This is a genomic window from Vibrio bivalvicida, assembly GCF_001399455.2.
In the GTDB taxonomy this organism is placed as follows: domain Bacteria; phylum Pseudomonadota; class Gammaproteobacteria; order Enterobacterales; family Vibrionaceae; genus Vibrio; species Vibrio bivalvicida.
The window spans coordinates 41,109-56,116 of sequence record NZ_LLEI02000032.1; the positions used below are offsets into that span (position 1 = coordinate 41,109).

General features: G+C 45.3%; 11 protein-coding genes. 5 read left to right on the top strand and 6 right to left on the bottom strand.

Annotation, left to right across the window (positions count from 1 at the left end):
* Positions 1-2: 2 nt before the first annotated feature.
* Both msbA and APB76_RS11135 read right to left on the bottom strand, forming a co-directional pair.
* Positions 3-1,751, bottom strand: a complete 1,749-nt coding sequence (gene msbA / locus APB76_RS11130; protein WP_049844934.1) for a lipid A ABC transporter ATP-binding protein/permease MsbA — start codon at positions 1,749-1,751, stop codon at positions 3-5.
* 33 nt (positions 1,752-1,784) lie between these two features.
* Complete coding sequence (locus APB76_RS11135) at positions 1,785-4,025, bottom strand: DNA internalization-related competence protein ComEC/Rec2 (RefSeq protein WP_074181709.1); 2,241 nt, start codon at positions 4,023-4,025, stop codon at positions 1,785-1,787.
* Between the two features lie 6 nt (positions 4,026-4,031).
* On the opposite strand from APB76_RS11135, the gene APB76_RS11140 reads away from it, so the two are divergent.
* Entirely contained in the window at positions 4,032-4,562 is a 531-nt protein-coding gene (locus tag APB76_RS11140) for a DUF2062 domain-containing protein (RefSeq protein ID WP_049844933.1), read from the top strand.
* Between the two features lie 102 nt (positions 4,563-4,664).
* Here APB76_RS11140 and lolE read toward each other — a convergent pair whose 3' ends face one another.
* The 3 genes from lolE to lolC are packed head-to-tail and all read right to left on the bottom strand — an operon-like array spanning position 4,665 to position 7,797.
* Complete coding sequence (gene lolE, locus APB76_RS11145) at positions 4,665-5,909, bottom strand: lipoprotein-releasing ABC transporter permease subunit LolE (RefSeq protein ID WP_054961655.1); 1,245 nt, start codon at positions 5,907-5,909, stop codon at positions 4,665-4,667.
* Positions 5,910-6,596 (bottom strand): lipoprotein-releasing ABC transporter ATP-binding protein LolD, encoded by a 687-nt coding sequence (lolD, locus tag APB76_RS11150; RefSeq protein WP_054961654.1) that lies wholly within the window; start codon positions 6,594-6,596, stop codon positions 5,910-5,912.
* Complete coding sequence (gene lolC / locus APB76_RS11155) at positions 6,589-7,797, bottom strand: lipoprotein-releasing ABC transporter permease subunit LolC (RefSeq protein WP_054961653.1); 1,209 nt, start codon at positions 7,795-7,797, stop codon at positions 6,589-6,591. Before lolC ends, lolD begins: the two co-directional genes overlap by 8 nt.
* A 181-nt stretch (positions 7,798-7,978) precedes the next feature.
* On the opposite strand from lolC, the gene APB76_RS11160 reads away from it, so the two are divergent.
* The 4 genes from APB76_RS11160 to APB76_RS11175 are packed head-to-tail and all read left to right on the top strand — an operon-like array spanning position 7,979 to position 13,410.
* Complete coding sequence (locus APB76_RS11160; RefSeq protein WP_054961652.1) at positions 7,979-8,545, top strand: hypothetical protein; 567 nt, start codon at positions 7,979-7,981, stop codon at positions 8,543-8,545.
* 8 nt (positions 8,546-8,553) lie between these two features.
* Positions 8,554-12,015: a transcription-repair coupling factor gene (gene mfd, locus APB76_RS11165; protein ID WP_054961651.1), complete on the top strand. Its 3,462-nt coding sequence runs from the start codon at positions 8,554-8,556 to the stop codon at positions 12,013-12,015.
* A gap of 46 nt (positions 12,016-12,061) precedes the next feature.
* Entirely contained in the window at positions 12,062-12,832 is a 771-nt protein-coding gene (locus tag APB76_RS11170; RefSeq protein WP_049843780.1) for a peptidoglycan binding protein CsiV, read from the top strand.
* Positions 12,833-12,864: 32 nt separating this feature from the next.
* Positions 12,865-13,410, top strand: a complete 546-nt coding sequence (locus APB76_RS11175) for a GNAT family N-acetyltransferase (RefSeq protein ID WP_054961650.1) — start codon at positions 12,865-12,867, stop codon at positions 13,408-13,410.
* 55 nt (positions 13,411-13,465) lie between these two features.
* Here the strand turns inward: APB76_RS11175 and APB76_RS11180 are convergent, their stop codons facing one another.
* Positions 13,466-14,755 (bottom strand): NAD(P)/FAD-dependent oxidoreductase, encoded by a 1,290-nt coding sequence (locus APB76_RS11180; RefSeq protein WP_054961649.1) that lies wholly within the window; start codon positions 14,753-14,755, stop codon positions 13,466-13,468.
* Between the last annotated feature and the right edge of the window lie 253 nt (positions 14,756-15,008).

A 15,008-nucleotide genomic window follows, 5' to 3' on the forward strand; every position in this document is an offset into this window, starting at 1 on the left:
ATTTAAGCACCGAATTGAATACGATGAAGTTGAGCGTATGCACCGTCTTTCTCAATTAAGGCACTGTGATTACCACGTTCAACAATCTCGCCTTCATCAACCACCAAAATCTCATCTGCGTTTTCAATGGTAGACAAACGGTGAGCAATAACCAGTACAGTTTTATTTTTCTGCAATTCATCCAAGGCCGACTGAATCGCTTTTTCTGACTCGGTATCGAGCGCAGATGTCGCCTCATCTAGAATCAATACTGGAGCATCGCGCAGAAGTGCACGCGCAATCGCAATACGCTGACGCTGACCACCAGATAAACTCGCGCCATTTTCACCGATGACCGTATCCAGTCCTTTATCCATATTGTCGATAAAGTCCATCGCATACGCTAGTCGAGCTGCTTCTTCAACTTGCTCTCGGCTGTACTTCTCAGTTGCAGCATAAGCAATATTGTTAGCGATAGTATCGTTGAACAGGTGAACATTTTGCGAAACCAAAGCAAAGTGTGAACGCAGGTTGCTTAGAGTGTAATCACGGATATCATGTTCATCTAAGCAAATATTACCTGCGTCTACGTCATAGAAACGCGTGAATAGATTGGCAATAGTGCTTTTACCGGATCCTGAGCGTCCGACGAGCGCAACTGTCTTTCCTTTCGGGAGCTTAAAGCTAACATCGCTTAGTGCTGGTTTTTCTTTGCCTTCATAGGTAAATGTCACGCCTTTCACTTCAATGTTACCGCGTACTTTATCCGCTTGATATTTACCATTGTCCTGCTCTGTTTCAAGATCCATCAAAGCAAACAAAGTTTGGCTTGCGGCCATACCGCGCTGAAAATCAGAGGTTACATTGGTCAACGCTTTAAGCGGTCGCATTAGAGCAAACATGGCAGAAAACACGACAGTAAAAGTACCTGGAGTCAACTCTGTGCGGATTGAATCGACACTCGCTAAAAACAGAACAACAACCAAAGCGATAGACGCGATCACTTGAATCACTGGGTTGGCAATCGCTTGAGCCGCCACCATTTTCATCGATTGCTGACGCATCTGATTGCTAACAGAATCAAAACGCTCGCTTTCGACATGCTGTCCACCGTAGCTCAAAACCACTTTATGGCCTTTTAACATCTGCTCCGCGGACGAGGTGACATGCCCCATAGTTTCCTGCATATTTTTGGAGATTTTACGGAAGCGTTTCGAAACAAATCCAATTCCCCATGCCACGATTGGAGCAACAACAATCAATACCAATGATAACTGCCAACTGTTCCAGAACATAAGGATAAGTAAGCCAATAATACTGGCACCTTCACGCACAATACTCACCAATGCTCGACTCGTTGCCCCCGCAACTTGTTCAGAGTCATAAGTAATGCGAGATAGCAGACCACCGGCGGATTCTTTATCAAAGTAAGAGACTGGCATATGCATAAATTGGTTAAAGATAGAGCGTCGCATCTCCATAACCACATTGCCAGAAACCCAGCTTAAACAGTATGTTGAAACGAACCCACTCAGGCCTCGCACCACCATCATGCCGAAAATAATAAAAGGCAGGATTCTTAGAAAGTTAGATTCTGCATCGCCAAAGCCTTCATCTAGCAAGGGTTTGACCAATGACATCATATAAGTATCAGCAGCAGCATTAATAATAAGAGCTACAACAGCAACAGTTAGACCTGCTTTGTACTGTCGAATATAAATCCACAGGCGTTGAAAGGTTTGCCACGTGGTTTCGTCTTGATTCAGAGACATAGAATTGCTTATTTTTCTTTTACAGTATTGTGGCTATTCTACTCCGTTCCGTAGCATCTGCCTATACCAAGTCTTACCTTTGATCTCCCTTAGCGCTGTTACCTGATATCTACGCGGATAAATATCGAACACAATTTGACCATACTGCCCTGTATCCATCCATTTTGCCCCTGTTTTTTGGTAGTTCGTTACCACATTTTCATCGGGCAACTGCCACCGTCCTCCTTTAGCCAGTGAAGCAACTGCGACTTCAGGGTTCACCGCCTTAACAAAAGCAGGAACGGATGAAGTTTTACTACCATGATGAGGGACGATTAGAATATCTGAATCCAATTTTTGACCATCTCGTACCAAAATCCATTCCGCGATGGCTTCGATGTCTCCCGCTAGCAAGAGTGTTGTCGGGCTAGCTTTATGCACGAGTTTGAAAACGCAAGAATGAGGGTTGTAAGCTCTCGCCGCTGTTGTGGGAGGCCAAAGCGCTTCTATAGTAATTCCATCCCATTGCCAAGACCGCCCTTTGATACAAGGTGTCAACGAATAGCCAGTCTGGCTAGTTAACGTTACCTTGGGAGCCCACCTTTCTTTTAACGCCTCAACACCACCTGCATGGTCATTATCAAAATGACTGATTGCTAGGTAATCTAAATCACTAATGCCGCGTGCAATCATCGTTGGAGTAATGATCTGCTCAGCGATACTCGAAGTTGGCCAAGCTGCACCTGTATCATAGATAAATGCCCTGTCATCTTGCTGAACAATCACCGACAAGCCATGACCGACATCTAGCACTGTAATTCGCCATAAAGGCGGCTCTCGCCAAGTGATTAGGCTAAGGCTTGCGCAGTAAGCGATCAGGCAAACATACTGCTTGGCGACCATTCGACACATGGTTATCACTGCCGTACTTGTGACAAGCCACAATAGCGACTGATTCGACATATCAAACCAAGTCCAATGGGAATACTCCATCGCCCAATTTACAGGCTTGAGGCTATACTCAAGGACCCACCAAGGTAACTCAATCCAAGGAGCGAGTAATTGACATATAAATGAAAGGAAAACCAGTGGGATAACCACCAAAGTAAACCAAGGCACAAAGATCAGGTTGTAAACAACAGCACCAAAGCTCAGACCATGAAAAAGGTAAATGACCAGTGGCATCATCACAACCACAAGGTAGAGTTGGGCTTCTATTGTTTGCCCAAACAATGTCGCGCGTGATTTGCTTTTAGTTTGATACAGGAAGATTATCCCGACCGCACTCATCGACATCCACAAGCTGGGAGACACGACAGAAAAAGGGGCCAGAGTAAGAAGTGCACATAGCACCAATAGCCACTTAAGTGAGTTGGGAACACGACCTGAAAGTTGAGTAAACACGCACACTAGAAAGCACATGATAACAGCGCGCTGCGTTGGAATGGAAAAACCAGCCAACCACGCATAACTAAAAGCGACAACTAACCCCACCAGCATTGGTGCATGTAAAAATAATGAATGAACCCGAAGTAATGTAAAACCTAACAACCAACCAATCCCAAATGCGATCCCCACATGCAGGCCCGAGATGGCGACAAGATGGCTTAAGCCACTTTGTTTTAACTTCAGCCAACTTTGTGCAGAAATCCCTTCTCGCACTCCGAACATAAGCGCTAAAACCATAGCTTGGTGCTCGAGTTGATGCGTTTTGTCTCTAACCGAATCGATCAACTGTGCTCGCACCGAGTGCTGGCTGACGATGAAGAAACTTCTCTTGCGATCCATTGTTCCAGATCCTGTAATACCTTGGGTTAACGCGTACTGTTCAGCGTCGAACCCTGTACTATTCATCAGTCCATAGATAGGTTTTACTCGTACTCTCGCTGATATTCGCTCACCAAGCTTCAACAATACTGGACTGCTTAAGCGGATTTTAGGTTGGTTAATCTTGGTTAAGGCTTCGCCATTGATTGATCTAACTACAACAATCCCTTGAAAGCCGAAATTTATTGGCTTAAAAAGGCTGTCAACGTCAGCGATTATGGTAATATCCTGACCAGCTTGAAAAAGTGTTTCTGTTTGATATCGCAATACGTTGCCGTGCATCAGGATGACAACATACGCTAAAGCCAGTCCCAGAAAACCCCTCGCTTTTCTATACTTGGTTGAAACAACCAATATAGCTAAAGCAATTAGCAGGTGTTCAATATTCGGCAATAATGGCCAATATGGACTGGTTGTGATCAACAAAGAGAATGAAATTAGCGTCCAGTAATATAAGTAGAGAGTCATTTCCCTATGCCAAGAAAATTTATTAAACGCTTTATGCCTGACCACGAAGTAATTAAGCGTCAAAAGGCACTAAAGATTTTTGGCAATGTGCTATACAACCCAAACCTATGGTGTCTTAATCGCCGTTCAGCCTCAGGCGCGTTCGCTGTTGGTTTATTTATGGCTTTCGTCCCGCTCCCAAGCCAGATGATTATGTCTGCTGGCTTGGCTATCGCGTGTGGTGTAAATCTGCCTCTTTCAGTCGCATTGGTATGGGTTAGTAACCCTGTCACTATGCCCGTTTTGTTCTACTTCGCTTATAAAGTCGGAGCTTGGGCAATGCATGTCCCACCACAACACTTCCACTTTGAGCTTTCTTGGGAATTTATTCTCCACCAGATGAGTACAATTGGTCCCCCATTTCTGCTTGGCTGCCTTATCTGCGGCATCTTGTCTGCAATGCTGGGCTATTTTGGAATCAGGGCACTATGGCGCTATTCAGTGGTACGAAGCTGGCAACAAAGAAAAATCAGAATAGGCAATTTGCTGAAGAAGTAAATCGTTGTTATTAAACATACAGCCCGCAACGAACAAACTTGAAACTGACTGAAAACAAAGAATGAAAAAAGGACCGGATGGTCCTTTTTTTGGTGGGGGGGACTATTTGGAACTCAAAACCGCTGCAGGGTTCAGCTTACTGGCTCTGGAGGCTGGATACCATGTTGCTAACAGACTCAGAACAATTGCCGTTAAGGAGACAAGAATGACATCATTAGGATTGACTTGCGATGGTAGGAAATCAACAAAGTAGATATCACCTGACAAGAATTTATGCCCAATAAAGTTTTCGAGTGCCTTAATCATAGGGGTAAGGTTGAGCGCTACTAAAACACCAAACACACTGCCTGCGACGCTACCAAATACACCTGAAAAAACGCCTTGCCAAACGAATATCCGTTTCACTAATCCGTCTGTCGCTCCCATCGTACGTAAAATCGCTATCTCAGCGGCACGATCTTTCACCGCCATCATCAGTGTTGAGACAATATTAAAGCTTGCTACGCCTATGACCAGAACCATCACTAAATACATGATAGTTCTAACTAGCTGGATATCACGGTATAAAAAGCCATACTTTTGTTGCCAGCTACGTAGGTAGACATAAACTTCCAATGTATTGCCCGCTTCGCGAATTATTTGCGTGGCATTAAGCACATCCGTTACTCTTACCGCTACACCACTCACTCCTTCGTCCATCTTTGCGTAGCTTTGCGCATCTTGGAGTGGAATAAGCGCTAGGTTATGATCAATCTGCCCGTTTAAGGTCAGTAAACCAGCTACTTTGACGCGCACTCGTTTAGGTGCCTGAACTTTAGTCGTTGCGCCAGACGTTGGGATCATCAAGGTTAAAAAATCACCTTTATTTACTTTAAGTAAATCTGCAATCCCTTTACCGAGAATCACTTGTTGTTGCCCAGCATTGAAGGCTTTCCAAACAGCAGGATCAATAAACTCCCCTAAGTTAGAGACTTTACTTTCTAGGGCCGGATCAACACCTCGTACTTCAAGGGCTTTGAGTTGGGCGCCTTTTTCTGCCAGAGCTGTAAACTTCACATATGGCGCAGCTGCTTCAATTTTAGGATGTTTTTCAGCCTGTAGAACCACCTGCTCCCAGTCAAGCAGTGGGCCTCTCACACCTTCAAATTCACCATGAGAAATAACTGACAGCACTCGATTCTTGAGCTCGCGCTCAAAACCATTCATTGCCGACAAGCCAATAATGATCACCGCAACACCAACAGCAATACCGATAGTTGACGACATCGAGATAAACGAGACCATTTTGTTTCGTTGCTTAGCTCGGCTAAATCGCCCACCAATGAACAAAGATAGGGATGAAAACACTTACACCCCCTCTATATTTAATAGTAAGCCATCTTGCATGTGAAGTTGACGATCCATTTTCGCCGCTAACTCACCATCGTGGGTAACAACCAAAAAGGCAGTGTCGGACTCTCGGTTCAGCTCACGCATCAAGTCATAAATCGCCAATGCTGTCTTATGGTCTAGATTTCCCGTTGGCTCATCTGCAAGTACTAAAGCCGGGTTGTTCACCAGTGCTCTCGCAATCGCAACACGTTGACGTTCACCACCCGATAACTCTGCTGGCCGATGTTCTATCCGATGGCTCAACCCCACTTTGTCCAGCAGTGCTTTTGCTGCCGATTTTGCCTGACTAACTTTGGCTCCACCAATAAGCAGTGGCATGGCAACATTCTCAATCGCACTGAAATCCGACAATAGATGATGAAATTGATACACAAATCCAAGGTGTTGATTTCTCAGCTTCGCTTGACGGTTTGAGCTAAGTTTTGATAGGTATTGATCTAAGAAAGTAACATGCCCTTCACTTGCATCATCCAACGCTCCCAGGATGTGTAACAATGTGCTTTTACCTGAACCTGAAGTGCCGATAATCGACGCAAGCTCTCCCTTTTCGATATCAAAGCTCACACCTTTAAGAACTTGAGTATCAAATGCACCCTCATGATAGGTTTTACAAACGTTATGACATTGAAGAAGACTACTCATATCTTAAAGCCTCAGCTGGTTTCACAGAAGATGCGCGGTATGAAGGGAACAACGTCGCGGCAAGGCTCAGCGCAATGGCCAATACCACAACAACAAAAATTTGCATTGGATTGATTAAAATCGGTAGCTCACCACCGACTGAAAACAGTGCGACACCTGCGCTTTCCAACAATTGATTGAGATTACTCGCTAGTAATATGCCTAACCCACCACCAGTGAGCGCACCAATAACACCACTACTTGCACCTTGAACCATGAATATGGCTAGGATTTGCCTATCGGTCATGCCTTGGGTTTTCAATATCGCTACTTCAGATTGCTTCTCCATTACCACCATAATCAGAGCTGAAATGATATTAAATGCGGCAATACCAATGATAAGACCAAGCATCAAGCCCATCATATTCTTTTCCATTCTTACTGCTTGAAACAGCTCACCACGTTGGTCACGCCAGTCTTGCCACTGCCAACCTTCAGGTAATGGTTTATCACTTAGCTCACCAACAACAAATGGGTCGTTAAAGAATAAGCGCCACCCTGTCATGGTATCGGCTTTCAAACGCATCAACTTACCCGCATCGGCAAGATGGGTGATCATTAACTGTGCATCGACGTCTGAACCAGTGTTGTAGATTCCGGCAATTGTAAATAACCTTTGGCTAGGAATTCGACCGAGTGGCGTAAACTGGCTCGCACTTGTCACCATCAAGCGTACTTTATCACCCACCGAAACATCCATCGAACGTGCGAGTGTGTGCCCAATAAATAACTGATACTCCCCCGCTTGCAGATCTGACAATCGGCCAGCAATCAAATGGCGCTCAATGGGATCGTGCTCCGAAGGTTTAATGCCTATCAGCAGGCCTGCATTTAACTGACTTGGGCTTTGAATAACCGCTTCACTCTGGACAATTGGTTCAGGGTGGCCTGCCGTTGAAAGCTGGCTAATAAACTCTGGGGCGCGTTCAGTTTTCGCAGTTTTACCATCAGCATGTGAAACAATAGCCTGAGGGAGAACACCGAGAATACGACCTTTAAGCTGAGCTTCAAAACCATTCATTACCGACAGCACGGTGACAAGCGACATCACACCAATGGTGATACCGGCTGTAGACATATAAGAGACGAAGCGACTAAACCTATCACCGGAACGCCCTCGCAAGTAGCGTAAGCCGATAAAGGTTGAGACTGGATGAAACATAGTAGAAACCAATGTTAGGGTTTGATGACCTAAATAATGGTGCTTACTCTACCGATTAAATGCCTTGCCGTGTAGTGTTTAATTGCCAATTAGTGGTTAAAATATGTAATAAACAAAGGGATAGCTTGATTACTTGTCAGCTATAACGATAATCAAAGTTATCAAGTAAAAGGAATCCAGCATGGCCGATCAAGAATTCTTTACCGTTAACCACACAATGACAGTCAATGTCGAAGCCTTGGCTGAGGGCGTGGGGTTCCCAAGTTTTGAAAAGTTTGAAGGAGAAATCCCAGCCCCATTCATTGTTGCTAGCGAGTTTAGCAATCTTGATTTACTCAACGATAGTGCTCGTAATGAGTTGAAAAACAGTGACTTTAAGCATGTTATCCAATTATTAGACACACAAAATTCTAAGCTCAATCTCCTGCTCACTTTTATGCTGTCACAACAAGATGACCCGGCAATGCGCCATTCAACTCACTCGTTTGGAGCAAGTCAATTTACCTATATTTCAGATCAAGCCGTGAATGTTGATGCTAAGGTCCGAGTTAAATTATTCTTGGAGCATCCTGCTGCTGCGATCTACTGCTATGGACACATATCTCAAGTAGAAGCCACTGAAGACACACACCTAGTGACGGTGAAATACGATCTGCTGCGTGATCTCGATGAAGATCTGCTTATCAAAGCAGCTCTATTTCAACAACAAAAACTCCTTCGTCAGCGCTCACTTAATCGCGACAAATAAACAGAATTATGCCAAACACATCATTACTTAATCTGGCGTGCTCCGATCGCGCCGGAGACAAAAAGCAAATTGGTAACCTTCAAGGGGCAAGTTTAGCCCTAGCCATTGCGGAACTCGCCGAACAACACGGCTCACACACTCTGCTGGCCGTGCCCGATCCGCAAACTGCTTTAAAGCTGCAACAAGAGCTAGAGCAGTTCACCAAACAAGAGATCTCTCTATTTCCTGACTGGGAAACATTGCCTTACGACAGTTTTTCTCCGCACCAAGAGATTATCTCGGATAGAATTTCACGCCTCTATCAGTTACCAACGCAATCTAGTGGGATCACCATCGTTCCGGTGAATACACTGTTGCAACGCCAATCACCTCGCGACTTTTTAATGCAGCATACGCTGATGGTAAAAGTCCGCGATCTTTTCTCGTTAGAAAAGCTACGGATTCAACTTGAAAAATCAGGGTATCGCCATGTCGATCAGGTATTTGGTCCAGGCGAATACGCTAGCCGAGGATCGATTTTAGATCTCTTCCCTATGGGGTCAAACGACCCTTTCCGCATTGACTTCTTTGATGATGAAATCGACACGATTCGAACCTTTGACCCAGAGAATCAACGTTCGATTGAAGATACCAAAGCAATACGCTTACTTCCGGCGCATGAATTTCCAACCTCCGAGAGTGCGATAGAAGATTTTCGGATTCGCTGGCGTCAACGCTTCGAAGCACGCCGTGAACCTGAATCAGTCTACATGCAGGTATCGAAAGGAACATGGCCTGCAGGTATTGAATACTGGCAACCGCTGTTTTTTGAACATACAGAAACGTTGTTCGATTACATTCCAGATACCACGCTATTACTCACGGTAGGTCAGATTGAACCCGCCATTGATACCTTCTTGGACGATGTCGATTATCGCTATGATCAACGAAAAGTTGACCCATTGCGTCCACTTCTTCCACCACAAGAGCTGTGGCTAAGGAAAGATGAACTGTTCAGCCAATTTAAGCTGTTGCCTCAAGTACAGTTGTTTGTAGATCCAGTCAGTGAAAAACAAGGTCGCTGCAACCCTGCCCTCTCTGCCTTGCCAGAACTTGCGGTGCAGCATCAAAACAAAGAGCCTATGGCTGCGCTGCGCCATTTCAGTGAAACTTTCCAAGGTCAGATTGTCTTTTCTGTTGAATCAGAAGGTCGCCGTGAAGCACTTTTAGAGCTGTTGCAACGTATCAAGTTAAAGCCTCAAGAGAGCGGTAACTTACAAGAAGCGCTAAACAGTGGTAACAAGTTCTGTTTGGTTCTGGGTGCTGCGGAGCATGGCTTTGTCTTTGGTGACGAACAAGTCGCACTTATCTGCGAAAGTGATTTACTAGGCGATCGCGTCATTCAGCGCCGCCGAAAAGATCGAAAAACAACCAATAGCGATGCGGTTATTCGTAACCTTGCCGAGCTTCAGCCTGGGCAGCCAGTCGTTCATATTGACCACGGTATTGGCCGTTATATTGGTTTGCAAACCTTAGAGGCCGGAGGATTAACAACAGAGTACGTCACACTCGAATACCAAAATGAGGCTAAGCTCTACGTTCCTGTTGCTTCACTTAATTTGATAAGTCGCTACTCTGGTGGCGCAGAGGAAGGCGCACCACTGCATAGACTGGGTGGTGAAGCGTGGGTGAAAGCTCGTAGAAAAGCGGCAGAGAAGGTACGTGATGTTGCGGCTGAACTGCTTGATGTCTACGCTAAACGCGAACTAAAACCCGGCTACAAATTTGCGCTAGATCGTGGACAATACGCCACGTTCAAAGCGGGTTTCCCATTTGAAGAAACCGATGACCAGTCAATGACGATCAATGCCGTAATGTCTGACATGTGCCAAGCTAAAGCGATGGATCGACTAGTTTGTGGTGATGTAGGCTTTGGTAAAACTGAGGTAGCAATGCGCGCTGCTTTTGTTGCCACCGACAATAGTAAGCAAGTGGCAGTCTTAGTTCCGACAACGTTACTCGCTCAACAACACTTTGAGAACTTCCGCGATCGTTTTGCTAACCTACCGATTCGTGTTGAAGTACTGTCTCGTTTCAAAACCGCCAAAGAACAAAAGCAAGTCCTGCAAGATATTGAAGATGGCAAAGTCGATCTGGTCGTCGGCACTCATAAGCTACTTTCAAACGACATCAAGTTTAAAGATCTAGGTCTGCTTATTGTCGATGAGGAGCATCGATTTGGCGTACGCCAAAAAGAGAAGATGAAAGCGATGCGTGCAGATGTCGATATCTTAACGCTTACCGCGACACCGATTCCGCGCACCTTGAATATGGCAATGAGTGGCATGCGTGACCTTTCTATCATCGCCACCCCACCAGCCCGACGTCTTGCGATTAAAACCTTTGTCAGACAACAAGATGATGCCGTAGTGCGTGAAGCAGTACTGCGTGAGATCATGCGTGGTGGTCAGGTCTACTTCCTGCACAATCAAGTAGATACGATTGAAAAAGTCGCTGCTGATCTAGAGAAGCTGATCCCAGAAGCTCGAGTGACTGTCGCGCACGGTCAAATGCGCGAAAGAGAACTCGAACGAATCATGAACGATTTCTACCATCAGCGCTTCAACCTTCTGGTGTGTACCACCATTATCGAAACCGGTATCGATGTACCAACAGCGAATACCATCATCATGAACAGAGCTGACAACCTAGGTTTGGCTCAGCTCCACCAGTTGCGTGGTCGAGTGGGTCGCTCCCATCACCAAGCATATGCGTACTTACTCACTCCACATCCGAAAGCGATGACTAAAGATGCGATTAAACGTCTTGACGCAATTGCATCACTCGAAGACTTAGGCGCAGGCTTTACTCTAGCCACCCACGACTTAGAGATTCGTGGCGCTGGTGAGTTACTCGGTGACGAGCAAAGTGGTCAAATACAATCGGTTGGTTTTACATTGTATATGGAGATGTTAGAGCAAGCTGTAGAAGCACTAAAAGAAGGTAAAGAGCCATCTCTAGATGAGCTATTACGCGACCAAACCGAAGTCGAGATGCGTCTGCCTGCCCTGTTACCTGACGACTACATCCCAGATATTAATACGCGACTATCGATGTATAAGCAGATTGCTAGTGTCAGTAGTGAAGACGAGTTGGGCGAGTTGAAAATTGAGTTGATTGACCGCTTTGGTTTATTGCCAGATGCGACCAAAAATTTGCTCTCTGTCGCTAAACTAAAACTGCAAGCAGCCGCACTGAAAGTGAAGAAAGTTGAAGCCCACGACAAAGGTGGCTTTATCGAATTCTATCCAGATGCTGACATTAACCCTATGTATTTGGTTAAACTATTGCAATCTCAACCACAAAAATTCGCAATGGATGGACCCACAAAGTTCAAGTTTACGATACCATTAGTAGATAGACGTAAACGCATCCAGTTTGTTAGTGACATGCTGGGTGAATTCCAGCAAAATTTATTGCCCAAAACGTAAAGCCAAAATTAGATTGGGGTGCCTTGCACCTCATTATGGAGTTGTAATGAATAAACTGATCCCGCTGCTGCTCATGCTTGTTGCGATGCCGTCTATGGCGCAGCGTCAATTCGATATCGAAGTGATCATTTTTAAACGCGCCGTTGACGCAGAGCAAACTGCCGAGTCATGGCCTGAAAAAGTAACCAAGATTGATCTTGAAAGAGCAGCCTCTTTCGGTGATGTAAGCTACCGCAATAAGAAGGGCGTCAAAATGCTGCCCGCTTCCGAATACGCACTCAATGATGAGGTCAAAAAGCTCAATCAGCACGCAGGGTTCAAGGTGCTCATGCATAAAGCTTGGCGCCAAGGAGATCAAGGCCGTTTCGGTGCACCAATCTTTCATGTTCAAGCAGGCCGCGATTACTCAGGCCAATTTAACCCTGACGGCTCTATGATTGAGGCGAATCAAAGCCAGGTTTTAGAAGGGATTACCGAAGAGAGTATTCCTAAATCCCTGTATCAACTCGACGGAAAGCTTCAAATCTACGTTGAGCACTATTTATATGCCGATGTCGAGCTTGACCTGAAAACACCAAGTGTTAAAGATGTCACTTTGGAACAACATCAACCTGAAGTGTTCAGCTCTGAACCTTCCAGCGATAGTCAGGTTGTCCAAGTAGGCTTGATGGAAGACGTGACGCCAACGGTCCATAAAGTCGAATTCTTGAAAAGCTATCGCTTTGACCAAAAACGTCGAATGCGCAGTACCGAAACTCATTTCCTCGATCATCCGTTAATGGGAGTGATCATCCAAGTACGTCGCGTTAATCAATAGTCAAGTAAGCCCTCCAGCGAGGGCTTTTGCTTATGAGTCCAGATTACCAAATCGTCACCCCGCACCTAATCCTGCGCTTAATTTCTAGTGATGAAAGCAGCGCTTTGCAGGACTGTGTCGTTCACTCTCCAAGCCTTCATCGATGGATTGACTGGTGCCATAGTGAATTTTCTCTCGATGATGCCGAGCGTTTTATTCTTGCAACTCGTTTAAATTGGGTAAAGTCTGAGGCTTATGGCTTTGGTGTGTTCTGCCGTTCGAGTGATAAGCTACTGGGCATGGTCGCGATCAATGAACTCTACCACACCTTTAATATGGCAAGTATCGGATATTGGATTACAGATGAATCTCAAGGACAAGGAATTGGTGTAAATGCTGTCAATGCTTTGATTGAGTTTTGTTTTTCTCAACTCAAGCTAACACGATTAGAGGTAGTCTGCGACCCAGACAACCTACCTAGTCAAAAACTGATTGAGTCTTGCGGCGGTGTTTTTGAATCAAAGGCGAGGAATCGCTTTATCTTTAATGGTAAGCCTAAGACTGGCCTTGTCTATTCAGTTACTCCCGATTCGCAATGAATTCCATTGATATAAAAAAGAGCGCCACTGCGCTCTTTTTTAGTTTGCTGTTTTGTTAGTGAAGCTTAAGGTTAGGTCGTAATACTCGATTGATGCGACCCATAAGGATAATCAAACCTGTCTTAAACACCCCGTGCAGAGCCATTTGATGCAGGCGGTACAAGGAGATATACACAACACGTGCAATGCGCCCTTCAACCATCATTGAGCCTTTGGTTAGGTTACCCATTAGGCTGCCTACCGTCGAGAAACGACTCAATGACACTAAGGAGCCTTTGTCCTTGTAGATGTAAGGCTTCATTTCGCGGCCATTTAGCTTAGCAACAATATTGGCAAAAGCTCGACTCGACATCTGATGCGCAGCTTGGGCACGCGGTGGAACAAATGAACCGTCCGCTTGAGTGCACTGTGCCAAATCTCCAATCACGAAGATATCGTCATCACGGGTTGTTTGTAGGGTGTCTTTTACCACTAACTGGTTGATACGGTTGGTTTCTAGACCAGCTAAATCTTTAATAAAGTCTGGAGCTTTGATGCCCGCAGCCCACACCATGATCTGAGCTGAGATCTTGTCACCATCTTTGGTAACCAAGCCATCTTGATCTGCTTGAGTCACCATGGTAGCAGTACGCACATTAACGCCCAACTTAGTAAGCTCTTGGTGCGCTGCAGCTGAAATACGCGGTGGAAGAGCGGGAAGAATGCGTTCACCTGCTTCAACAAGGTTTACATTCAGTTTGCTGGAATCTAGGTCGCCAAAACCATAGGTGCGTAATTCTTTCACCGCGTTGTGCAATTCGGCTGAAAGCTCTACACCGGTAGCTCCTGCACCAACAATCGCGATATCTACCGTGCCATTACCGTTTTTCGCGTGTAATTTAAGAAATTCGTTGTTCATTTCGGTACGGAAACGGTGCGCTTGCTCTGGGCTATCGAGGAAAATACAGTGCTCGCGGACACCCGGAGTATTGAAATCATTAGACGTCGAGCCAATTGCCATAACGAGAATGTCGTATTCAAGCTCACGGCTAGGCATTAAAAGTTCGCCACTGTCATCTTTCAGCTCGTGCAACTTAATCACTTTGCGCTCGCGATCGATGTCTTCTAAGCTACCCATTTGAAAATCAAAATGATGGTTTTTCGCATGAGCACGATAGCTCAACGCATCGACACCCTCATCAAGAGAACCTGTCGCAACCTCGTGCAACAGAGGCTTCCATAAGTGGCTCGCTTTGCGATCAACCAAAGTGACTTTAGCGCGCCCTTTACGGCCGAGCGTACGACCTAGTTTGGTTACAAGCTCTAAACCGCCTGCACCGCCGCCTACTACGATAATTCGTGTCACAGCTACTTCCTCAAAAAATAAATAAAACTGAATCGAGTCGATATTCGCCTCGATGAAATTCTGTATTTTTGGTCTAGGGCGACTTTCCTTCGCTGACACCAGACCTAGAGGGTCAGATAATATGACACGCTTATTGGATAAATGAGCCTAATCACTCAATGCTACGATTTTGATGTAGCTCATAAATGGGCAAGTTTTTTACTCGCTCTCAATTTTTTTTGATATTTATCAAAAATTTTGTAGTGAGTTCATT